A 21,874-nucleotide genomic window follows, 5' to 3' on the forward strand; every position below is an offset into this window, starting at 1 on the left:
GATGTGGGCAGTGTGCCGATTAGCGTGACTGCCACGGACTCGCAAGGGGCGAGTGTCACCACGCAATTTAACCTCACTGTCAATAACACCAACGATGCACCGGTGATGACCCCGATAGCGTCTGTTTCTGTCGATGAAGACGGCCAGAAAGCGTCCGGTCAACTTATCGCCACCGACCCGGATACAGGTGATACGCTGAGCTATTCGATTGCCAATCCGGTATCCGGCCTGACGTTCAAGCCGGATGGCAGTTGGGTGTTTGACCCAACGGATGCCGCCTATCAATCGTTGCCAGCAGGACAAAGTCAGACGCTGACCATTCCGGTCACTGTGACCGACAATGCGGGTGCTACTGATACACAAGATTTGACTATTATAGTGACTGGGACAAATGACGTCCCGACACTGACAGTTCATACCCAAGGTATGACTACGGGAACACTCGTCGAAAACGATGTAGACAACTCAGATACTCATACGTTTGGCGTCAGCCAGCCTTCTGGTCTATTTGGGGACTTAGCACTAAACCCTCAGACTGGTGCGTATGTGTATACACAGCATACAACAGTCACAGGTATGACTTACCAAGCCTCCAGTCAGACATACAGCGGTCAAGATACGTTCGAAGTTCAAGTTTCAGATAACCACGGCGGTACTGAGACTAAATATCTTACCTTTGATGTTAGTGGTACGCTTTCTGCTCCAGTCGCAGGCACAACACAGCCAACGATTCAGACACAGGTACTCGCACCGCCAGTCCTAACCAATACGGTGACAAACTCTCACGTTGTTACACCGTCACTGACTAATGCAGTCACACTACAGCTTGACGTAACCAGCGATAGTGGCGTGTCTGATCAGGACCATATCACAAATGATGACACGCCAACCATTGTGGGTACTACCTCGATACCGTTCTCTGCAGTCACAATTTCTGAAAATGGTGTTGTAGTGGCGAATGCACTGTCAGATGGCAGTGGTCACTATCAGGTTACATTGCCACAGCTTCATGAATCGACTCATCACTTGGTCGCTTCAGCGGTTGATCCTTCGGGTAGTGGTACCGGACAGTCAAGCTTTCTGGATATTGAAATCGACACGACGCCCCCTCCGGTATCCATCACGCTTGATCCGATTACTTCAGATGATGTACTTAATCATAGTGAGCTGAGTAGTGTTGTCTCTGTCGGTGGTTCAGTAGGGAGTGAAGTCTCTCCCGGTTCTGTCGTGACATTAGATATTGGAGGCTCTAGCTACAATGCTGTGGTCGATACAAATCACCGTTTTGCCGTTGATGTTCCGGGAGGAGTATTAGGAGCAAATAGTGAAATTGTCGCCAGTGTCTCAGCTGAAGATGTCGCTGGCAATAAATCCACGGTAACTGATACGCATCAATATAGCGTTGATGATTCAGCTTCCATAGATATAGACCTTATCAGTGGAGATAACATGTTGGATCCCACTGAACATCACGAGGATCTTATTGTTTCGGGCACAGTAAATGGTGTCGAAGATGGACAAATCGTTAACATATCATTGGGCGGACAAGACTATCAGGCCACAGTTGTAAATCAGCAATGGAGTACGACAGTCGATGCGACAGATATTAGTGCTCTTCCCGGTGGGTTGAATAGCGTTATTGCAACCGTGGTTGATCAAGCTGGTAATTCTGCTTCCTCGACGAGTCCATTATTTATACCGGATACAACGAACCCTGTACCTTCGATGTCATTCCTAACACCACCAACTCCAACAGGTGGGGGAGGAATCGGTTCCCATATATCGGGTGATTTAGTTGTCCCCCCATTGTTACAGCAGTTAATGCCAACTCAGCAAGGAGGAGGCTGGGCAATATCTGATGGTCAAGGCCATACGATGACAAGCCTAAAAGGCCAGTACGGAACACTGACGATAGACCCGAACACAGGTCATGTCGAATATATATACAGCGACGCACCAGTACCCGGCGATAAAACGGCAGGCGGTACACATTGGGCCGGGCAAACCTCTTCTGAAGAACATCATGACCTCTTCCAGATTGTGTATCATGATGTTCATGCTTCGAATGTGGACGTAAAGGTCAATTTAGATGTTACCTACGTGCATGGGCATAGTGGTCACAATCAGGAATCGACCCATCTGGTTGATATGACCGTGACCTCTGCATCCGGTGTTAGTCCTGCGCCCCCAGCGTCTCAGCATGATGAGGTAGGGACAGATATCGAACCGGTGGCTGAATTTACCGTTTTGCTGTCGGATGATGTGACAGGAGCTGATTACGCTAGTCAATCGGATAGTCCATTGCACAAGGCTTTACCAGCCGATGATCAAACACGTCCTGTCGATCATTATCTCAATATGGTTGGATTGTCACCGAGTGAAGTGGCCCCTGCAGCAGAAACTAAACTTGATCATTATCTGCACAGCAGTACTCAGTTAGTCGATGACTTATCTGATGTAAATCCAGTACCAAATCATGATGCCGACCTTTCCGACGCGTTAGTGCATGACCATGATAAAGATTTGGCGAAAGCCCATGATAAGGGGTTAGAAGAAACGCCAGATAATCATGATCATCATAGTGATGATGACCTGTTAAATTCAGGGCTCAATGACATGCATAACCAAATTTAGAAAGAAGTCTGCTTGAGACTAAAAGAACCGCAATGTGCGGCTCTTTTTATATTTAATTCATCCCATACTGCCTGTAATTAAAAACACTGCGACTTGATACTTGAGAACCTAAAGATAGTGGTGGAATGAGCCATGGCTGCACTATGTGATCTCGCCAAGAGTTACTTCGTTTTACATTTTTATGTAAATAAATTGTTTAATTAAACTTTCTTGTGGATCACAAATTCTTGTTTTAAACGTCTTTAACTCTCTTCAACCAAACAGCACCGAACAATATGTAAAAACAATTTAAGTAATTGATAAATATTAATTAATATTCTATTGACCGAATTGTTAAATTACTTTTCTGAAAATTAATTACCCTGAGGTTAACAGTTTTGGCAATACGTTAATTGATTGGGGTTAACAATATGATAACAATTGGTGAGATTGGAAACGAAAGTATCACATATTGGAGGTGACTTAATGATCATTTACGGAGTAGCTCTACTTTCACTTTGTACACTCGCGGGCTTGGCGATAGGGCAAGTCTTGGGATTTTTACTTGGCATACCTTCAAATGTTGGGGGTGTTGGTATCGCAATGGTGATCTTAATTGTTGCGAGTGATTATCTTCAGAAACATAAAAAGATCGATGTAAAAACGGAACAAGGGGTTGCGTTCTGGAGCGCGATTTACATCCCAATCGTTGTAGCCATGGCGGCTAAGCAAAATGTGATTGGTGCCATTACCGGTGGACCGATGGCGATTACTGCGGGCGTTGCGGCTGTTGCCGTTGGGTTTGCGTTAGTACCGGTTATTACTAAAATGGGAACCAGTTCAGTGTCCCAACTAGACAATCAACAAGCATAAGTGGGGCGCTAATGTTTGAATCTCTTATCTCTGTATCAAATAAATATGAGCTAATCGTAGGCTTTGCGGTCATTGGTTTAATGATGTGGTTCTCTTTCTGGGTATCTGAAAAGTGGACCAAAGGAAGAATTCACGGCTCAGCGATTGCGATTATGTTAGGCCTAACGTTAGCCTATGTATCGGGAGCGATAAGTGGGGGAACAAAAGGAGCTGTTGATATCCCACTCTTATCCGGAATTGGTTTATTGGGTGGCGCAATGCTTCGTGATTTCGCGATTATTGCTACTGGCTTTGGCGTCAAATTGGATGAACTAAAGAAATCAGGGATGTCTGGCGTGACAGCGCTCATTTTGGGTGTGGTGATGTCCTTTGTTTCTGGTGCCGCCATTGCGATGGCGTTCGGATATACCGATGCGGTAAGTATTACGACGATTGGAGCTGGAGCCGTGACTTACATTGTGGGGCCAGTGACAGGTGCTGCTCTTGGCGCAAGTTCTGAAGTGATGGCGCTCTCTATTGCCGCAGGCTTGGTAAAATCAATTCTGGTGATGATTCTAACGCCTTTTATCGCGCCATATATCGGCCTAAATTCACCTCGCTCTGCGATTGTGTTTGGCGGACTGATTGGTACGTCTAGCGGTGTCGCCGCAGGGTTAGCTGCTACTGATGAAAAGCTGGTGCCGTACGGTTGTATCACAGCGGCATTTTATACGGCTTTAGGCTGTCTGCTTGGTCCGTCACTATTGTACTTCGCTGTCGTTAGTATCGTTGCGTAATAGCTAGCAACAATTCAAACGCTCGCTAATACCAACAAAATAAACCAATTGGTTTGTCCATCATCTGTGAAAGACGGATTTCATCTATAAGGTATAGGGCAGTTACCTTGTAGATGACGTTTGTTTCCCTTCCACTTTTCCTCCCATAATTTAATCCTCTGTGAGTCTCCAGCCAGTGTTATCTATTTCAATCGAATGCTAATTTTTCCTCTAGGCAATGATTCTTAAGCGGTTCTTAAGTTATGGCGATTAATCTTGGTGGTGAGTTTGAATCTTTCTTACCACTAACAGGAATAATCATATGGAACGTAAAACATTTTTAGCTTCAACAATGGTAATAGCAGGACTACTTTCTTTTGGTGCTTATGCTTCTGACCCAACATGTACCGAAGAAAGCCCAGATAACTGGATGCAATTCGACGCGGCTCAGAAAATGGTTGAGTCACAAGGTTATAAAGTGAAGAAGTTTAAACAAACCGATACAGGATGCTACGAGTTATATGGCTACGACACCAGTGGTAAGCGTGTTGAAATCTATTACAACCCGGTTGATATGACGATAGTAAAAGAGGAAGTCGATGACTAAGAAAACTCAGTGGGATCGAGTCGTTAAACTCACCCACTGGCTTGTGGCTAGTTTGTTCTTGATAAACTATTTCATTACCGAGGACGGTAGCACTTTACACCAGTGGGTTGGGTATATTGCGGTTGGAGCCGTTGTCTTAAGGTTACTATGGGGATGTATCGCCAAACCTCCGGCGCGTCTTACCTCCTTCTTACCCTCCGTTCCTAAAGCGATAGGGCATTTAAAAGGGGTGTATCAAACCCGAGTTGATGATCACCATGGTCACAATCCTGCAGGCGCGATAATGATTTGGTGCATGTGGATAGGGCTGATAGCTATCGGAATCTCAGGGTATCTGATGGAAACAGACCGGTTCTGGGGAGAAGATTGGGTTAAAGAAATTCACGAGGCCGCAGTCAACTTAACCTTCGCGTGCGTTTGCGTTCATGTTGGCGCTGTGGTTTTGATGACGCGAATTACTGGCCACCCCTACTTACAAAATATGCTTCCTGGCGAGCGAGAAAAATAGCCAGTCTTAAAGTGAGGCGCAGAAAGCAACACTCCTCAGTTGCTTTCTGTACTTTTCTTCTTAGAGTCGATTACGTCCTTACTCCACTCAGCTCACCAGATTGTTGTTAGATCCCACCGTTTTATTTGAGCCTGCCTGATTTTTGATAAGCCTTTGAATTTTTGAAGCTAAACTTGTTAAAATTTGGTTAAAGTGACATGCTGGCTGAAAGATTAGTTAGTATTTCGATAATAAATAAGAGTCGGTTCTAGGAGGAAGTATGCAGCAGGGAAAAGCGTTTCAAGATCAGATACCAAATAACCACTGTTTTGGCTGTGGACCAGAGAATGCGTCTGGCTTACAAATTAAGAGCCATTGGGTGGGGGAAAATAAATCCGCTTGTACATTTATTCCGTCTGCTCATCACTGTGCAGGTCCTACACAGTTCCTAAATGGTGGGATCATTTCTACAGTAATTGATTGCCATTGTATCTGCACCGCAATTGCCAAAGGTTATCAGTTACAGGGACGAGAAATTGGCTCAGGTGAAGCAGTATGGTACGCGACAGGGAAATTAGAAGTTAATTACCTCAAGCCAGTACCCATTGATAAAGATGTTGAGTTGGTGGCGATCGTAGAAGAAATCGACGGAAATAAGATGACAGTGAACTGCGAACTTTTTTCTGATGGTGTTCTCTGCTGCACTGCCAAAGTTGTTGCGGTTCAAGTACCTAATAGCTGGTTTTCTGGGGATAAATGTAAGTGATAGTAATGTCACTCTAAACGTTCAATAAAATCATTGATAACAGGATGGATTCATGACGACACAAAAAGTGGCCATCATAACGGGTGGCGGCCGAGGTATTGGTGCTGCGACCGCGCAACTTTTTGCAAATAATGGATATGCGGTATGCATCAACTATAAATCCAATTCAGAAGTGGCAGCCCAGTTAGCGGAAGCCATCACCCGTAACGGCGGCAAATGCATTACTGTTCAGGCCGATGTATCTCAAGAAGAGGATGTTGCCCGACTGTTTTCTACCGTGGACCAAGAGTTAGGCCAAATTTCTGTGCTAGTGAACAATGCCGGTATCTTAAAGACACAGATGCGTTTAGAAGATATGACGGCAGACAGAATTAACGCAATACTCGTCAATAATGTCACCAGTTACTTTTTATGTTGTCGCGAGGCCGTTAAGCGCATGTCTACGCGCCATGGCGGGGTAGGTGGCGTGATTGTGAATGTCTCTTCCGGAGCTTCTCGTTCTGGATCTCCGAACGAATACATCGATTACGCGGCGTCAAAAGGCGCGATCGACACATTAACCAAAGGCTTATCCTTAGAAGTCGCGTCTGAGGGTATCCGCGTCAATTGCGTGAGACCTGGCTTAATTCATACTGATATGCATGCGGATGGAGGAGAACCTGAGAGAATTGAAAGGCTCAAAAGTGTCATTCCACTGCAAAGGGGCGGGAAGCCAGAAGAGGTCGCCGAGGCCATTTATTGGTTAGCTTCTGAGAAGTCGTCATTCTCAACGGGGAATTATTTGGATTTAGCTGGTGGGTTATAATCGACAATCAAGCCTTGTTTAGTACCTCTGATCGCTATTGGTTACTTGCTGTTTAGCTGGGCGTCGTCAATTAAAGGATATCATGTGAAAATCAAATCCGTCACTCCAGACCCGCTTGTATGCCCTCTGTGTGGTCAGCCGAATTCCTGTCTCAATTTAGGTGATAAAGACATCAGTAAATCGTGTTGGTGTAACGATCCGTCGATAAAATTTCCCGAAGAGCTCCTTTCCCAAGTTCCTGAAGAAAAAAGAAGAAAAGCATGTATTTGCAAAGCGTGCGCGTTAAAGTATCAGAACAGTATTAAAGAGAGTTAGTACACGTTGACCGCTCGGTTTGTTAATTAAACTGAGCGTGCTCGTCTAAACAAGGGAAGTTAAGTGGACATAAAAGAAGTCAGTTCAATCACTGGTTTGGTTGCTCAATTGCATGCGCTTCTTACTGATTGCATAGAAAGTGGTGCGTCAGTCGGATTTTTAACGCCAGTTGATGAGCAGGAAGTTGATGCTTATTGGCAGTCGGTAGAGGCGGATCTTCTGGCTGGTTCCAGAAAGATCTTTTTAGCTTACGACAACGGAAGCGTTATTGGCGCAGTCCAGCTTTCTCTGTGCTCAAAAGCCAACGGTTCACACCGGGGTGAAGTTGAAAAGCTCATGGTAAAAACCAGTGCGAGAGGGCAAGGTGTAAGTAAAAAACTGATGTCACTGATGGAAAATACAGCTGCAGAAATCGGTTTGTCTTTACTGGTATTGGACACGCGACTCGGTGATATCGCATCCTCATTATATCGCGCTATTGGCTATAACGAAGCAGGACAAATTCCTCAATTCGCGCGTAGCTCTAGTGGAGAACTCGAAGCGACAGTCTACTTCTACAAGCTATTGTAATTAGGTTAATCCATGTCGAAAGTGATCTTGAAAGGCCATATTTTGGTGCCAGAATCGGAATTGCAGTTGGTAAAGCAAGAACTAGAAAAACATAAGCGCCTGACGTTGGAAGAAGCTGGTTGCATTACATTTCGCGTTACCCAAAGTGCAGAAAACTCATTGCGATTTGATGTGTACGAAGAGTTCGTCGATGAGGCTGCATTTGAGGCTCACCAAGTAAGGGTAAAGGAGTCACACTGGGGGAAAGTGACGAATAATGTAGAACGCCATTATGAGATATTGCTGGATTAAAGTGATCTCAAATGACCTTCCAGTTTGTCGCGCTGCTTTTCAACCTCTTCAATGACAAAGTTTCGAAACGCTCGTACGCGCTCGGTATGTCTTAGATCTTCGTGGAGCAACATCCATAAATCCAGACCATAGAAAGCAGCGAATTGTTCATCGTATCGAGCCAAATCGTCATCAGAATCACCGATAAAGCAGGGTAAGAAAGAGAGTCCAACGCCTTGTTTTATCGCCATATGCGCTAATCCCGTATCATCAACGGTGAAGTCGTGCTTTCCTTCCGGGCAAACCTCTTTCGTCCAGGCGCGATGGAAGTCGCAGCACTCAGTTCCGATCCAATTTGGCTTGTCGCCCGTTTTCTTTAAATGTCCTAGATAAGATTTGCTGCCGTATATCGCTGATGCAAAAGTGATTAACTTCTTCCCAATCAGTACCTCCGCTGGATTATTAGTGACTCGGAGTGCAACGTCAGTCTCTCGGTGCGGCATACTCAAGTACGTGTTTGAAGATTGTATTTCCAGATCGATGTCCGGGTAGGTTTGGTGAAAACGAGCAAATATGGGAAGGAAAAAAGCGTATGCGATGTGGTGAACGACCGTCACTCGCAGCGTGCCTTTGAGAAGTTTATCTTGGCCAGACAACATGTCCTCAGCGTTGAGTACTTCTCGCTCGACATGCTCGGCAGTCGCTCTGAGTTTTTCACCCGCGAGCGTCAGTCCATAGCCTCCTTGCATACGCTCTACTAAGCGCACGCCAAGTTTGTCTTCCATTGCTCGAAGGCGTCTTGAAACGGTGGAGTGTTGTACCCCAAGCTCAGCACCTGCGCCACTGACAGAACCACGGCGAGCGACGGCCAAAAATATCTTTAGATCATCCCAGTTCATACAAACCGTCCTTGTGTGCATTTTTGCACAGTTAATGGGCATTTTTTGGGGATAACGTTTTAATTTTTGCACACCTAAACTGATATTGCACATTAAAAAGTTTGCTCATTAATAGAGTGAGAACCGAGTTTCTGAGGGAGGTGTATTCATGAAAAAGTTAGCTGTGGTTCAACGTGCGTCTGGATTTTTAGATAAGCAGCAGAGCATCGCGTTGGCGGTTGAAAGTATTCAGTCTGCTGCGAATAACGGCGCAGAGCTTGTTGTTTTTACTGAAGCCTTTATTCCTGGTTATCCTGTCTGGTTATGGCGTTTGCGCCCTGGCAAAGATTGGGGGACAACAGACAGTCTTTATCAACGCTTAATGAGCAACGCGGTTGATTTAAGCTCATCGGATTTAGAGCCGATTTATGAAGCGGCAAAACGTCATCACGTCACGGTTGTATGCGGCATTAATGAACGCGACTCCAGCGTCAGCCGAACAACGCTATACAACACTTACATCACGGTTTGTCATGAGGGCAATCTCATCAATGTGCATCGAAAACTGATGCCGACTAACCCAGAGAGAATGGTATGGGGCTTTGGTGATGCGACTGGATTACGAGTAGTAGACACACCGGTCGGTAGGATTGGCGCACTCGTTTGCTGGGAAAATTACATGCCGTTGGCACGTTATGCGCTTTATGCTCAGGGCGTCGAAATCTACATTGCGCCTACTTATGACAGCGGCTCGGACTGGACTGAAAGCTTGCGCCATATCGCCAGAGAGGGCAGATGCTACGTTGTCGGCAGTGGTAATTTGTTGAGAGTTAACGATCTGCCTGATGACTTCCCAGAAAAAGAAACCCTCTATCCTGATAAAGACGAGTGGATTAACGGCGGAGACTCCACCGTCATCGCCCCCGGCGGGGAGACGTTAGTTGCCCCATTGCATGAAGAGGAAGGGATTTTGTATTGCGATATTGATACAGATAAAGTTGCTGCCGCCAGACGCTCTTTCGACGTTGCAGGCCATTACTCTCGCCCAGACATATTTACACTCAACGTAAATCGAGCGCCGCAAACATCTCTGCGTATCAGGGAAGCCGAGTAAGAAAATCCCCCATCAGATGGGGGATTTCGCTTTAGGTTAGTGTTGTCACTAAGTGATCGGTGGAGGAATAGACCAACTTACCATCAACGTAGGTGGCATCTACGTTTCGATCATCCCCTAATATCATCAGCGCGAACAGCTTATCTTCTAAACTTTTCGCATGTTGCTGTCGAAGGTGTTGTAAGTCTGTTGCGGCCCAGTCTAAGACTGCAAAATCGGCTTCTTTGCCTATTTCAAAGTTACCAACTTTGTCGTCGATACTGAGTGATTTCGCCCCGCCAAGAGTCGCGAGATATAATCCTTTAAATGGGGACAGTTTTTTATCTTGTAACTGCATGACTTTATAAGCTTCATTTAAGGTTTGGAACTGGCTAAAACTGGTGCCAGCACCCACGTCAGTCCCTAATCCCACGCGTACATTCTTTTGTTCGGCTTTCTCTAAGTCGAAAAGCCCACTACCAAGAAACAGATTCGAGGTAGGACAGAACGAGATTACAGAATCCGTGTCCTCAAACGCATTCCACTCCCGTTCAGTGAGATGAATCGCATGGGCAAAGACGGAGCGATCACCAGCCAGACCGTAGTGTTGGTAGACAGAAAAATAGTCTTCGTGTTCAGGGAAAAGAGACTTCACCCATTCCACTTCATTTTTGCTTTCAGAGAGGTGGGTTTGAACGTAAACATCTGGGAATTCTGCTTTGAGTTTGCCAGCTGCCGTTAATTGCTCACGCGACGACGTAGGAGCAAACCTTGGGGTAATGGCGTATTGAAGGCGTTTGTGATTATGCCATTTCTCAATCAGTGCTTTGCTGTCTTTGTAACTGGACTCTGGCGTGTCGAGTAGGTAGTCCGGTGCATTGCGATCCATCATGACTTTACCGGCGATAATACGCATGTTTTTCTCAAGCGCTTCTTCAAACAGAGCGTCGATGGATTCGGGATGAACCGTACCGAATACTAAAGCGCTGGTGGTGCCATTTTTTAGCAGCTCATTAATAAAGAATCGGGAGATCACTTTTGCATGTATTTTGTCTTCAAACTGCTTCTCGGTTGGGAAGGTATAATTCTCTAACCATTCGAGTAGTTGTTTGCCATACGAAGCAATCATCTCTGTTTGAGGGTAGTGAATGTGAGTATCAATAAAGCCTGGCACGATAAGTTTGCCGCGATAATCCACGATGTCGGCATATTGAGTTGTATCTGAATCGCTGAACGCTTTCACGTCTTTGATGAGACCATCTTTAACGACTAACAGACCGTCTTCAAAATATTGAAAAGCGTGTTTGGGGTTGGTGACCTTGGCGGGGTCTTCGAGAAAGTGGAGCAAGCTCGCACGTATCGCCATCGTTTTCGGCATCGAGTCAGAAGAAAATGGTTCAGTATTCTTTAAGTATAGAACGTTCGATTTGTGGTTCATAAGTCACTCCATTGAATATGTTTGATACCCATGGTTTTTGACTTATCTTCGTAAGCCCTTGTCAATAGAGTAGTGTATGTAACAACCGAAAACCATTAAAAGCAAAGTGACTAAGCCAGAAGTATGCCAGCTTGGAAATTCGCTATGTTCCTATATGGATTGATGATTCAGTGCATTTTTTGCCGGAATAAGGGCGATATTCGAACCAAACTGGTGAGGGATATAGAAACTTTGACCTCAAGTGGTGCATTGACTTGGCGTGATTACATCGTGGCAATGGTTGATTGAATTGCTTGTTTACGAGCTGCGAGAACACGCCTACATTTCTATATGTGTAACCCAAATCAAGTGATTCGCAGACTGCACGGATTAATGTCGAGCGACACAAAATATAAAGCGTAGGGAAGGTGGGATGGCTGAAATTATTTTACCCAGTGGTAACGTGATACCACAGTTGGGGCTGGGAAGCTGGTACATGGGCGAGGACCCACGATCGCGACAACAGGAAATCGACGCGTTACGCTTTGGTATTGAATATGGCGCGAAGTTAATCGATTGTGCAGAAATGTATGGCGAAGGTGAAGCCGAACGTATTGCTGGTGAGGCAATGGCTGGATATCGCGACAGATTGTATGTGGTTAGTAAGTTTTATCCCCACAACGCCTCCAGAGAAGGCGTAATTGCGGCTTGTGAGCGAAGCTTGACCCGTTTGAATACGGATCATCTCGATCTTTATCTGCTGCATTGGTCGGGTACCATCCCGTTTGAGGAAACGCTGGAAGCACTTTATCAGCTAAAAACCCAAGGTAAAATTCGTGACTATGGGGTGAGTAATCTTGATATCGATGAGCTGAAAGATTTTTGCACGGCTGACAAGGTTGGGCTATGCGCAACAGATCAAGTACTCTATAACCTTTCGCATCGTGAACCGGAGTGGGCTGTGAAACCGTTTTGCGACAAACGCAACATGGCGATGATGGCGTACTGCCCACTCGATCAGGGCGCTTTGGTACACCATCCAGAACTGATAACTATCGCGGAACGTCACCAAGCGACGGCCGCTCAAATCGCATTAGCCTGGCTGACTCGACAAAAAGGCGTGGTTGCGATTCCCAAGTCCAGCTCGATTGCACGTACGAAAGAGAATCTAGATTCAGTAAAAATTGTACTGACCGAAGAGGATACTCGAGAGCTAGACAAAGCCTTTCCCGCACCTGTTAACCAACATGAGGGAAGGATTGCCATTCGATGATTCTTTTATCAGCCCAGAGAGGGTAATTTATCAAGCACGGTCAAACCTTTATCCATAAGCTCTACTTTAACGACTTGCGATAGGTTCAGATCCGTGATGATGCCATCAAACTCCTCAATATCTAACGCGTGGAAACTACCGACGCGACCATATTTGGTAGAGTCGGAAATCAGGTAGTTTGTTTGCGCCGCTTTTGCTATAGCTTTTTTAACCCACACTTTGCCTTCATTGGGTGTAGACAGTCCTTTTAAGCTCCAAGATGAAGACGATATGAAGGCGATATCAATGTTCATTCCCGCGAGGAATTCAGCAACCTTTCCGCCAATACTCGATTGGTTTTCGCGATCAACCTTTCCACCTGTATGGTATAGCTCACATTGACTATGGGTCATTAGGTAAGCCGCTATCGAAAAGTCATTGGTGATCACCAGTAGATCATCCCGGTCGACGATTCGATGGGCAATACTTAACGCTGTTGTGCCTGCATCCAAATATACCGTGGCATCTTTATCTATTAACGTCGCGGCAATTTGAGCAATGTGCGCCTTTTCATCAGCCTGTTGTTCTACTTTCGCATCGTGTGACAACTCACTATGCAGCACCTGAGCAAGCTGCACCCCGCCGGAAACAGAGACCACTTTACCCGAAGACTCTAGTTTCACAATATCACGACGAATCGTCATATGTGACACACCGAGATGCTCTGTTAAATCAGAGATACTGAGGACTTCTTGGTGTGATAGAAGGGACAAAATTGTTCTTTGACGTTCTGCTGGAATCATTATTTCACTTCATGTTCTTGTTTTTCAGTATCCTAACAACCTTTCTCTATTTTGTGAATATCTGTGAACATATGTTGCGTTAACAGTGTTAAGGATGTGAACTCACTCAAAACAACGGTGTTACTACACTTATAACGAGTGAAATATCAGTTAAATGTTAATATTTGTTAAAAATGTGACTTAGAGCGGAGTCCAGATGTTAACCTTCACATATAATCACAACCAATAAACAAGAATTAACAAAATTCAGTTCAATATTTACCAAGAAGGCATTGTTACTATGAGTGAAGTTCAATCTGTCGGTGTGATCGGTTTAGGATCAATGGGTATGGGCGCAGCAAAATCTTGTGTGCGTGCGGGTCTTGATGTTTATGGTTTTGATTTAAATCCTCAAGCTCTTGAAGAGTTAGCGGAATTTGGCGCAAAAGCCGTTTCAACCAATGCGGTGGAGTTTGCTGATAAGTTGGATTCTGTTCTGGTCCTTGTCGTGAATGCACAACAAGTAAATACCGTATTATTTCAAACAGGTCTTGCAGCTTCATTAAAACCGAACACGCCAGTAATGGTCTCAGCAACGATTTCTGCGGATGCTGCCAAGCAAATAGAAGCAAAACTTGCAGAGCACAATCTGGTGATGCTGGATGCGCCAGTATCTGGTGGTGCAGTGAAAGCAGAAGCGGGTGAAATGACCATCATGGCATCTGGTGCTCAAAGTACATTTGATGTACTCGAGCCCGTCCTCAAAGCCACAGCAGCAAAAGTTTACAACATTGGTGAAGCGATTGGCCTCGGCGCGACAGTGAAGATTATCCACCAGTTATTAGCTGGCGTTCACATTGCTGCCGGCGCAGAAGCCATGGCTCTCGCGGCCCGCGCAAATATCCCTCTGGATCTTATGTACGACGTGGTCACAAACGCTGCGGGTAACTCTTGGATGTTTGAGAACCGTATGAAGCATGTGGTCGATGGCGATTATTCACCAAAATCGATGGTCGATATCTTTGTTAAGGATCTCAACCTTGTGTCTGAGACAGCGAAAGATCTTAAATTTCCACTGGCGTTGTCTAGTGCAGCACTAAACATGTTTGTCAGCGCAAGCAACGCTGGTTTTGGTCAGGAAGACGACAGTGCGGTGATCAAGATTTTTGATGGCATTGAATTACCTGGCGTAGATAAATAAGCGTACTGGAGTGGAGAAGTAAATATGTTATTAGGCGTTATCGCGGATGACTTTACTGGCGCAACCGATATTGCAGGTTTTCTGGTAGAAAACGGCATGCGAACTGTGCAATTAAACGGAATCCCAGCAACGGAGATTGACGTAAACGCGGATGCGGTTGTGATCAGTCTGAAATCTCGCTCATGCCCTGTTGACGAAGCAATCCAAGACTCTGTCGCGGCACTTCAGTGGCTGCAAAAACAAGGTTGTCAGCAGTTCTATTTCAAGTACTGCTCAACATTTGACAGCACAGCAGAAGGCAATATTGGCCCTGTTACAGACGCATTACTGGCTGAACTTGGTGAAGACTTCACGATCGTTTGTCCTGCTCTGCCAGTAAATGGTCGTACGGTCTACAACGGGCATCTATTTGTGTTCGAGGATCTGCTAAGTGACTCTGGTATGCGTAATCACCCAGTGACACCAATGACCGATTCAAGCTTGGTCCGCATGATGAATGCGCAATCAAAAGGTACAACCGGCTTGGTTAACTTCCAAACGATTGAACAAGGTTCACAAGCCGTTACTCAGCGTTTTACTCAACTTAAAGAGCAAGGTCATCGTTACGCTGTAGTCGATGCGTTCAACGCACAGCATCTGGTTACGCTGGGAGAAGCGGCTAAATCGCTAAAACTTATTACTGGTGGTTCAGGTCTGGCAGCGGGGCTTGCTAAAAACTGGGCTGAACAGCTCGAAGATCAGAGCAATGCCAAACAAGAAGGTAAACCGGCGAAAGCACCAACGGTGGTATTTTCTGGCTCATGCTCTGTGATGACCAATCAACAAGTTTCGGTTTATAAGCAACAAGCCCCTCATTTTGCTATCGATGTTGAGGCCTGTCTGACTAATGAGGATTACTCGGATGTCGTTTTCGATTGGGTCATGACAAATATCGCAAGTGAATTCGCACCTTTAGTTTACGCGACCGCGGATGCGAGCGCTCTGAAAGCGATTCAAGAGCAATATGGCGCTCAGGCTTCAAGTCACGCGGTAGAGCAGTTCTTCAGCCAACTCGCCGTCAAACTTCAATCAAATGGTGTGAAGAACTTTATTGTCGCGGGAGGGGAAACCTCGGGTGTCGTTACTCAAAGCCTGAAAGTTAAAGGTTTCCATATTGGCCCTCAAATCGCACCAGGTGTTCCTTGGGTTAAGTCGGTAGAAGGTGAGCTTTCACTGGCACTTAAATCTGGCAACTTTGGCGACGAAAACTTTTTCGCCAAAGCCCAATCATTCTTTGCATGAGTGAGGTACGAATGAGCAACAACTCTAAGACGGAGCAACAGCTTCGAGAACAAATGGTAACACTGGCGCGTTCTATGTTTGAGCGCGGCTACGCCACCGGTGGTGCTGGTAACCTGTCGATAAAATTACCCAATGGCCACTTTCTGGCAACACCGACTGGTTCTTCATTTGGCCGCCTTGTAGCAGAAGAGTTATCCGTTGTGGATATCGATGGTAATCACATCTCAGGTAAGAAACCATCAAAAGAGGTGGCGTTCCATCTGGCAATTTACCGTAACAACTCTGAGTGTAACGCGATTGTACACCTTCACTCGACTTACTTAACCGCACTGTCGTGTCTGGAAGGGCTGGATCGTGACAACGCAATAAAAGCGTTTACTCCATATTATGTGATGCGCATTGGGGAGCTACCGGTTATCCCTTACCTACGTCCGGGTGACCCACAAATTGCAGAGGAATTGTCACAACGAGCCAGCGACTATCGCGCATTCTTACTGGCGAATCATGGGCCTGTCGTCACGGGCACTGACTTTGAAGATGCTGTAGATAATGCAGAAGAGCTCGAAGAAACCGCGAAACTGGCTTTCATTCTTAAAGACAGCAAGATCCGTTACTTAACAGATGCCGAAGTCCAAGATCTAAAAGGGAGAGGTAAATAATGGCTAAGTTTGCAGCAAATCTCACCATGCTATTTACAGAAGTACCATTTCTGGAACGTTTTGAAAAAGCGCATCAAGCGGGATTTAAAGCGGTGGAATACCTTTTTCCTTACGCTTATGAAGCGCAGGATCTGGCAGACAAAATGCAGCAATTTGGATTCGAACAAGCCCTGTTCAACATGCCTCCTGGTGACTGGGATGCTGGCGAAAGAGGCTTTGCAGCAATCCCTGGCCGCGAAGATGAGTTTAAAGCCAGTGTAGACACAGCGTTAATGTATGCCGACAAGCTGAATTGCAAAAAGGTACACGCGATGTCTGGCATCGTTGATAAGCAATTTACTCGCGAGCAACATGTAGAAACGTTTATCGCCAACATTCGTTATGCAGCAGACAAGTTTGCTGAGCATGGCATTGAGCTCATGATCGAGCCGCTAAATAGCCGTGACGTTCCCAACTACTTCATCGCTCATCAGCGTGAAGCTGTTGAGTTAATTAAGCAAGTCAACCGACCAAATGTGAAGCTGCAACTGGACCTTTACCACGCACAAATTATGGACGGAGATTTAAGCACGCTTATCCGTGAGGTTGCGCCGTACACGGGTCATATTCAAATCGCGTCAGTACCAGAAAGACACGAGCCTTCTGAAGGAGAACTGAACTATCCGCATCTGTTCGATGTTTTAGACGACTCAGGTTATCAGGGCTGGATAGGTTGTGAATACAACCCAAGAAACACTACAGAGGAAGGACTCGATTGGGTTAAGCCGTACGTGTAAAGAATAAAGATATAAGAGGGCTTTGCTGAGCAAAGCCAGATGAAAAATAAAGATAACTTAATCAAAAAAATTAAGTGTCATAAATAACAATAAGTGCTTTGGGCATAACTTGATTGCCCATAGCACAAACCCTACACACGAGACAAAGGAAACAAAAATGGACGGAGCATTAATAGGAATTGTGATTGGCATCATTGCCATGATGGGGATGATAGTAAAAACACGTATCCCAGTAGCACTCGCAATGGTTATTGCCAGTATCATTATGGGCTTGTTTGCTGGAATGGCCCCAACCGATCTAATTAACGCGATTAAAGCTGGCTTTGGTGGTGTACTGGGCGGTATCGGCCTAATCATCGCATTTGGCGTGATCATGGGCGCGTGTTTTGAACGCTCTGGCGCTGCGGTTCGCATGGCGAAAACCTTCGTAAAACTTTGTGGTAAAGGCCGTGAGGATCTCGCGCTTGGTTTCACCGGCGTTCTCGTGGCAATCCCTGTATTCTGTGACTCTGCGTACATCATTTTGCACTCTCTTGTCCGCGCAATTTCACGAGATACGGGTAAATCAGCGGTTGGCTTAGGCGTAACTCTTGCTCTAGGCTTGTTGATTACTCACGCACTTGTTCCGCCAACACCAGGTCCAGTGGCTGTTGCTGGTATTCTCGGTGTCGACCTTGGGGAATACATGCTTTGGGGCTTGATGGTATCAATCCCAATGATGCTGCTATCGATGATCTACATCCGCCGCGTAGGTAATGAATACTACCGAGTTCCAAATGGCGAATCTTGGATTACGAATCAAGCGGATTGGGCGAACCTTGAAAAAGTAAAAGCAACAGATGACAAAGAATTACCTGGTAACTTCTTATCGTTCGGTCCTATCCTTATCCCTATCGCACTTATTCTAATCAATACGTTAGTAGGTAAAGGTGATTCAGCATTACATACAGTTCTTTCTCTACTGGGTAACCCTGTAGTTGCAGTTGGTCTGGGTGTTCTAATGGCACTTTATGGCCTGACTCGTAAGATTGAACGTAAAGATATGGTTGGCTCAATGGACGATGCCTTATCGACAACGGGTTTAATCCTTGTAGTAACAGGTTGTGGTGGCGCAATGGGTGCAGTACTAAAAGCGTCTGGTGCGGGTCCACAAGTTGCTGAAGCTATCGCAAACAGTGGTATTCCACCACTATTAGTTCCATTGGCAATTGCTTCAATGCTTCGTCTAATCCAGGGCTCTGCAACTGCGTCTATGATGGTTGCGGCGACAATGACTCTGCCTCTTGTAGAAACGTTAGGTCTAGACCCTGTTTTCGTAGCGTTGGCGTGTGCGGTAGGTCCTGTAGGTTTCTCTCACCTAAATGACTCTTACTTCCACATCATCAACCGTACGCTTGGTATCACTGAGTTAACGGATCAATTGAAGATTTGGTCTGTATCGTCAACGATTGCATGGGCTATCGGTGCATCAATCATCATGGTACTAAACTTAGTATTTGGTAAAGGCGGCACTATCATTGATCCACTAGTACCAATTGCTGTGCTTGCGGCGGTTATCGTCGCGGTAAAAATCAAAAGTGGTAAAACAAAATCAGTAGAGTCGCTTGCCTAATCTGACAAGAACTCAACAATAAAAAGCCCCATATTGTAAGCCTCAATATGGGGCTTTTTGTTTATGAAAACCTGTCAAGATTGCTGTTGCGGGAAGCTACATTTGCTCATTTTCGTTTCAATCACTAATACTTACTGAGTATTGGCTTAAGGCCAGAAGTTGAGGAAAGGAAGTATTGTGAAGAAACTGCGTATTAGCTCTTGCTCATTAAACCAGACTCCAATGGATTGGAGTGGAAACCTGCATAACATTCAAAAAGCAATCAAGATTGCACATCAAGCCGGAGCCGAACTGCTTATTACGCCAGAGTTGTGCATTTCTGGTTATGGCTGTGAAGACTTTTTCCATAGTCCTCATGTCTCCGAGCGCGCACTGAAAAGTGTCTCTGACCTAACGCAGTCGATTCCCAATAGCATGGCGGTATCTGTTGGCTTACCCGTGATGATTAACAATCGGGTTTACAATGGTGTTGCGCTGGTTACGCATGAGGGCATTCAAGGTATCTCTCTAAAGCGGAATTTAGCTGCGAATGGTCTTCATTATGAGCAACGTTGGTTTACGCCATGGACTCGAGATAAAAACGCGACGGTGGTACTCAAAGAGGGGACACCACCTGTGCGTGTTGGCAATCTGGTTTACAGCGTTAACGGTGTCAAAGTTGGTTTTGAAATCTGCGAGGATGCCTGGGTTGCCGACCGCACTTCAGAACGTTTCTTCAACCAAGGTGTTGAAGTTATTGCTAACCCAAGTGCTAGTCACTTTGCGATAGGTAAATCGCTCACTCGTAAGCGGCTGGTGGAAGAGTCAAGCCGTGTATATTCGGCCTGTTATGTGTATTCCAATCTATCAGGGTGTGAATCTGGCCGGGCAATTTATGATGCTGGCGTGATGATTGCGGTTGATGGCAGTTTGGTTGCCAAAGGCGAACGTTTTCACATGAGTGATGTGGAGGTTGTGACAGCCGATGTCGACTTATCCCGCAGCAGGATTGGTCAAATCAATAGTAGTCAACGCTATTATGAGGAACATGACTTTGATACAGAGGCTGTCGTCAAAGTCACACTCGGTAAATCTCTTAACTCTCCCAAGTTGCATGTACCGCCGCTAAATCAGCCTTGGGAAGACAGTGAATATCTGGAACATGAAGAAGCTTTGCGTGCGATAGCAATAGGTTTACGTGATTGGCTTAGAAAAACTCACACTGGTGGCTACGCGCTTTCATTAAGTGGCGGAGCAGACTCTGCCTTGGTTGCTAGTGCTGTTTATACATCCGTTATCCTGGAACTTTGGGAGCTGGTTACCAAAACAGAGAAAGGTGATGAGTGTTCACTACCAGACCATTTGAGTCAATTTTTGAGCGAAGATCAAAGGAGTAAATTCAAACAGGCGGGGTCCTCAAACAAGCTAGAGCAGTTCGTTAGGGATACGGCATCAGCAATAATGGCGAACATGCTGGCAACTGCGTATCAGGCCAGCGCGAACAGTGGTTCCATTACTCGTACTGCTGCGCAAAAAGTAGCGGAGTCATTCGGTGCGAAATTTCTAAACCTCAATGTTGCCGAGGTGGTGAAGAATTACGAGTCGATGATATCAAAAGCAACCAATCTAGAGCTCAATTGGAATGATCACGATATTGCGCTGCAAAATATTCAGGCACGTGTGCGCTCTCCAAGTATTTGGTTCATCGCTAATCTGGAAAATAAACTGCTGCTGACAACGAGCAACATGTCCGAAGGGGCGGTAGGTTACTGCACAATGGATGGTGATTCTTCCGGAGTCCTCGCACCTATTTCCGGTGTCACTAAAAGCCGAATTCTAAAGCTACTGGTATGGCTAGAGCAAAAAGGGTTTTATTGCACTGGTAATCACATCATGAAGCTAGAAGTGCTTTCTTATATCAATAATCAACGTCCAACAGCGGAGTTGCGCCCCGAAGAACAAAGCGATGAAGAGGATTTGATGCCTTATGATGTGCTCGATCGTATGGTTTTTTTGACCTTAGAAGCCGGTATGTCCCCAAGGGATATTTTTGATGCAATGACGGAAGAATTTGAACGCGCAGACAAGCAAACCATGGCCACATATATCGTCAAATTTTTCAAGTTGTTGTTTCGCAATCAATGGAAACGAGACCGTCAGGCCCCGGGTTTTCATATCGAACTCAATAGCCTGGATCCGAAAACCTATAGACGTTTTCCGCTTCTAAGCTCTGGATACCAAGAGGAGCTAGCCTTCATCGAGGATAATTGCTGGATGAAAGACAGCTAGCGTGATTCAAGATCCGCTCTAACTGCTCCCTAGCTTTCTCTTTGTCCTGATATTTAAAGTATTGATGTTGAGGATGATTAGGTGAAGAAGATGATCTGATCATCGTCAGATGTGACTAAGCTTGCTTTCTTTTGTTCAATCAATTGCGCCGCACATGCTGGGGTAACTGCCTGAACTTGCCCTTTAGATTTAAGCGTTAATGTTTCCCATGCCTGATCTCGATATTTACCTGCTTGCGTGTATTGAATAAGTACTTTCATCGTCGTCGCTCCGTTGTCATTGACGTGCTACTTAAACTAATCCGTTTATTTAAGTTGCACACTAGTTAAAAACGAAACATAAGTTTAACCAAATGAGTTTGACAGGTTTCTTATGCGCTAGAAATGGAAATATCATTTTGAATAACAAAGACATTACCAAGTTAAAAACCAATCCACTCACAGGTGATTTATTTTTTAGTGCCTAATTAAGCAGTCAATTTGTCTTACTCAAAAAGGAAATTAACGGGTTGTTGCCACTTCGGCTGGTAGAAATAACTTAAACAAAGCGGCATAGACGTTCGGCCCAAACACGGCGAGTTGCAAACGCAGAGCG

The 21,874-nt window shown here is 45.5% G+C and carries 22 protein-coding genes; 18 read left to right on the forward strand and 4 right to left on the reverse strand.

All coding sequences use genetic code 11. The features are described 5' to 3' along the window. From V1U08_RS00005 to V1U08_RS00050, 10 genes are all read left to right on the forward strand, one after another. Positions 1 to 2,634: Ig-like domain-containing protein (locus V1U08_RS00005; protein ID WP_330469567.1), on the forward strand; the 2,634-nt coding region annotated here is incomplete at its 5' end. 465 nt (positions 2,635 to 3,099) lie between these two features. After that, positions 3,100 to 3,486 carry a malonate transporter subunit MadL gene (gene madL, locus V1U08_RS00010; RefSeq protein ID WP_014233903.1) on the forward strand — a complete coding sequence of 129 codons (387 nt, stop codon included), beginning with the start codon at positions 3,100 to 3,102 and terminating at the stop codon, positions 3,484 to 3,486. Positions 3,487 to 3,497: 11 nt separating this feature from the next. Further along, positions 3,498 to 4,262, forward strand: a complete 765-nt coding sequence (gene madM, locus V1U08_RS00015; protein ID WP_014233904.1) for a malonate transporter subunit MadM — start codon at positions 3,498 to 3,500, stop codon at positions 4,260 to 4,262. Positions 4,263 to 4,563: 301 nt separating this feature from the next. Next, positions 4,564 to 4,848 (forward strand): PepSY domain-containing protein, encoded by a 285-nt coding sequence (locus V1U08_RS00020; RefSeq protein ID WP_014233905.1) that lies wholly within the window; start codon positions 4,564 to 4,566, stop codon positions 4,846 to 4,848. Continuing rightward, on the forward strand, positions 4,841 to 5,356 hold the full coding sequence (locus V1U08_RS00025; protein ID WP_330469568.1) for a cytochrome b/b6 domain-containing protein: 516 nt from the start codon (positions 4,841 to 4,843) through the stop codon (positions 5,354 to 5,356). The genes V1U08_RS00020 and V1U08_RS00025 overlap by 8 nt, the downstream gene beginning before the upstream one ends. A gap of 259 nt (positions 5,357 to 5,615) precedes the next feature. Beyond that, the gene (locus tag V1U08_RS00030; RefSeq protein ID WP_330469569.1) at positions 5,616 to 6,101 is read left to right on the forward strand and encodes a PaaI family thioesterase; all 486 of its coding nucleotides are present in this window, start codon (positions 5,616 to 5,618) and stop codon (positions 6,099 to 6,101) included. Positions 6,102 to 6,153: 52 nt separating this feature from the next. Next, positions 6,154 to 6,906, forward strand: coding sequence for an SDR family oxidoreductase (locus tag V1U08_RS00035; RefSeq protein ID WP_330469570.1), 753 nt, complete (start codon positions 6,154 to 6,156; stop codon positions 6,904 to 6,906). 84 nt (positions 6,907 to 6,990) lie between these two features. Continuing rightward, a complete protein-coding gene (locus tag V1U08_RS00040; protein ID WP_330469571.1) occupies positions 6,991 to 7,221 on the forward strand; it encodes a cysteine-rich CWC family protein in 231 nt (76 codons plus the stop codon). 63 nt (positions 7,222 to 7,284) lie between these two features. Further along, on the forward strand, positions 7,285 to 7,791 hold the full coding sequence (locus V1U08_RS00045) for a GNAT family N-acetyltransferase (protein ID WP_329355068.1): 507 nt from the start codon (positions 7,285 to 7,287) through the stop codon (positions 7,789 to 7,791). Between the two features lie 12 nt (positions 7,792 to 7,803). Further along, positions 7,804 to 8,082: a putative quinol monooxygenase gene (locus V1U08_RS00050; RefSeq protein WP_330469572.1), complete on the forward strand. Its 279-nt coding sequence runs from the start codon at positions 7,804 to 7,806 to the stop codon at positions 8,080 to 8,082. Here V1U08_RS00050 and V1U08_RS00055 read toward each other — a convergent pair. Beyond that, positions 8,079 to 8,960: a LysR family transcriptional regulator gene (locus tag V1U08_RS00055; RefSeq protein ID WP_330469573.1), complete on the reverse strand. Its 882-nt coding sequence runs from the start codon at positions 8,958 to 8,960 to the stop codon at positions 8,079 to 8,081. The genes V1U08_RS00050 and V1U08_RS00055 overlap by 4 nt on opposite strands. A 148-nt stretch (positions 8,961 to 9,108) precedes the next feature. Between V1U08_RS00055 and V1U08_RS00060 the strand changes: the two genes are divergently transcribed. Continuing rightward, positions 9,109 to 10,053, forward strand: a complete 945-nt coding sequence (locus V1U08_RS00060) for a carbon-nitrogen hydrolase family protein (protein ID WP_065303424.1) — start codon at positions 9,109 to 9,111, stop codon at positions 10,051 to 10,053. Between the two features lie 31 nt (positions 10,054 to 10,084). Here V1U08_RS00060 and guaD read toward each other — a convergent pair whose 3' ends face one another. Further along, positions 10,085 to 11,470, reverse strand: a complete 1,386-nt coding sequence (guaD, locus tag V1U08_RS00065) for a guanine deaminase (protein ID WP_330469574.1) — start codon at positions 11,468 to 11,470, stop codon at positions 10,085 to 10,087. 412 nt (positions 11,471 to 11,882) lie between these two features. Here guaD and V1U08_RS00070 point away from each other — a divergent pair, with 412 nt between their 5' ends. After that, on the forward strand, positions 11,883 to 12,722 hold the full coding sequence (locus V1U08_RS00070) for an aldo/keto reductase (RefSeq protein WP_330469575.1): 840 nt from the start codon (positions 11,883 to 11,885) through the stop codon (positions 12,720 to 12,722). An 8-nt stretch (positions 12,723 to 12,730) separates the two neighbouring features. Here V1U08_RS00070 and V1U08_RS00075 read toward each other — a convergent pair whose 3' ends face one another. Beyond that, on the reverse strand, positions 12,731 to 13,504 hold the full coding sequence (locus tag V1U08_RS00075; RefSeq protein ID WP_065300990.1) for a DeoR/GlpR family DNA-binding transcription regulator: 774 nt from the start codon (positions 13,502 to 13,504) through the stop codon (positions 12,731 to 12,733). Between the two features lie 280 nt (positions 13,505 to 13,784). Between V1U08_RS00075 and ltnD the strand changes: the two genes are divergently transcribed. The 6 genes from ltnD (at position 13,785) to nadE (ending at position 21,280) form a co-directional block, all read left to right on the forward strand. After that, positions 13,785 to 14,684 carry an L-threonate dehydrogenase gene (ltnD, locus tag V1U08_RS00080; RefSeq protein WP_330469576.1) on the forward strand — a complete coding sequence of 300 codons (900 nt, stop codon included), beginning with the start codon at positions 13,785 to 13,787 and terminating at the stop codon, positions 14,682 to 14,684. 24 nt (positions 14,685 to 14,708) lie between these two features. Next, positions 14,709 to 15,965, forward strand: coding sequence for a 3-oxo-tetronate kinase (gene otnK / locus V1U08_RS00085; protein WP_330469577.1), 1,257 nt, complete (start codon positions 14,709 to 14,711; stop codon positions 15,963 to 15,965). Between the two features lie 11 nt (positions 15,966 to 15,976). Further along, the gene (gene otnC, locus V1U08_RS00090) at positions 15,977 to 16,624 is read left to right on the forward strand and encodes a 3-oxo-tetronate 4-phosphate decarboxylase (protein ID WP_014233919.1); all 648 of its coding nucleotides are present in this window, start codon (positions 15,977 to 15,979) and stop codon (positions 16,622 to 16,624) included. Then, positions 16,624 to 17,400 carry a 2-oxo-tetronate isomerase gene (otnI, locus tag V1U08_RS00095; protein WP_330469578.1) on the forward strand — a complete coding sequence of 259 codons (777 nt, stop codon included), beginning with the start codon at positions 16,624 to 16,626 and terminating at the stop codon, positions 17,398 to 17,400. Before otnC ends, otnI begins: the two co-directional genes overlap by 1 nt. A 157-nt stretch (positions 17,401 to 17,557) precedes the next feature. After that, positions 17,558 to 19,012 carry a GntP family permease gene (locus V1U08_RS00100; RefSeq protein WP_330469579.1) on the forward strand — a complete coding sequence of 485 codons (1,455 nt, stop codon included), beginning with the start codon at positions 17,558 to 17,560 and terminating at the stop codon, positions 19,010 to 19,012. Positions 19,013 to 19,189: 177 nt separating this feature from the next. Continuing rightward, positions 19,190 to 21,280: an NAD(+) synthase gene (gene nadE, locus V1U08_RS00105; RefSeq protein ID WP_330469580.1), complete on the forward strand. Its 2,091-nt coding sequence runs from the start codon at positions 19,190 to 19,192 to the stop codon at positions 21,278 to 21,280. Positions 21,281 to 21,357: 77 nt separating this feature from the next. On the opposite strand, the gene V1U08_RS00110 is transcribed toward nadE, so the two are convergent. Continuing rightward, positions 21,358 to 21,540 (reverse strand): hypothetical protein, encoded by a 183-nt coding sequence (locus V1U08_RS00110; protein ID WP_014233923.1) that lies wholly within the window; start codon positions 21,538 to 21,540, stop codon positions 21,358 to 21,360. Positions 21,541 to 21,874 lie beyond the last annotated feature (334 nt).

Origin of the sequence: Vibrio sp. YYF0003 (genome assembly GCF_036350715.1) — a bacterium.
Taxonomy (GTDB): Bacteria; Pseudomonadota; Gammaproteobacteria; order Enterobacterales; family Vibrionaceae; genus Vibrio; species Vibrio natriegens.

Bases quoted from the DNA above. Each gene is read 5' to 3' on its own strand.
- otnI (WP_330469578.1), top strand. From the start codon at position 16,624: ATGGCTAAGTTTGCAGCAAATCTCACCATGCTATTTACAGAAGTACCA.
- madM (WP_014233904.1), top strand. From the start codon at position 3,498: ATGTTTGAATCTCTTATCTCTGTATCAAATAAATATGAGCTAATCGTA.
- V1U08_RS00100 (WP_330469579.1), top strand. From the start codon at position 17,558: ATGGACGGAGCATTAATAGGAATTGTGATTGGCATCATTGCCATGATG.
- V1U08_RS00020 (WP_014233905.1), top strand. From the start codon at position 4,564: ATGGAACGTAAAACATTTTTAGCTTCAACAATGGTAATAGCAGGACTA.
- V1U08_RS00075 (WP_065300990.1), bottom strand. From the start codon at position 13,504: ATGATTCCAGCAGAACGTCAAAGAACAATTTTGTCCCTTCTATCACAC.
- otnC (WP_014233919.1), top strand. From the start codon at position 15,977: ATGAGCAACAACTCTAAGACGGAGCAACAGCTTCGAGAACAAATGGTA.
- guaD (WP_330469574.1), bottom strand. From the start codon at position 11,470: ATGAACCACAAATCGAACGTTCTATACTTAAAGAATACTGAACCATTT.
- V1U08_RS00050 (WP_330469572.1), top strand. From the start codon at position 7,804: ATGTCGAAAGTGATCTTGAAAGGCCATATTTTGGTGCCAGAATCGGAA.
- V1U08_RS00035 (WP_330469570.1), top strand. From the start codon at position 6,154: ATGACGACACAAAAAGTGGCCATCATAACGGGTGGCGGCCGAGGTATT.
- V1U08_RS00025 (WP_330469568.1), top strand. From the start codon at position 4,841: ATGACTAAGAAAACTCAGTGGGATCGAGTCGTTAAACTCACCCACTGG.
- V1U08_RS00055 (WP_330469573.1), bottom strand. From the start codon at position 8,960: ATGAACTGGGATGATCTAAAGATATTTTTGGCCGTCGCTCGCCGTGGT.
- V1U08_RS00110 (WP_014233923.1), bottom strand. From the start codon at position 21,540: ATGAAAGTACTTATTCAATACACGCAAGCAGGTAAATATCGAGATCAG.
- ltnD (WP_330469576.1), top strand. From the start codon at position 13,785: ATGAGTGAAGTTCAATCTGTCGGTGTGATCGGTTTAGGATCAATGGGT.
- V1U08_RS00030 (WP_330469569.1), top strand. From the start codon at position 5,616: ATGCAGCAGGGAAAAGCGTTTCAAGATCAGATACCAAATAACCACTGT.
- madL (WP_014233903.1), top strand. From the start codon at position 3,100: ATGATCATTTACGGAGTAGCTCTACTTTCACTTTGTACACTCGCGGGC.
- V1U08_RS00060 (WP_065303424.1), top strand. From the start codon at position 9,109: ATGAAAAAGTTAGCTGTGGTTCAACGTGCGTCTGGATTTTTAGATAAG.
- otnK (WP_330469577.1), top strand. From the start codon at position 14,709: ATGTTATTAGGCGTTATCGCGGATGACTTTACTGGCGCAACCGATATT.
- V1U08_RS00070 (WP_330469575.1), top strand. From the start codon at position 11,883: ATGGCTGAAATTATTTTACCCAGTGGTAACGTGATACCACAGTTGGGG.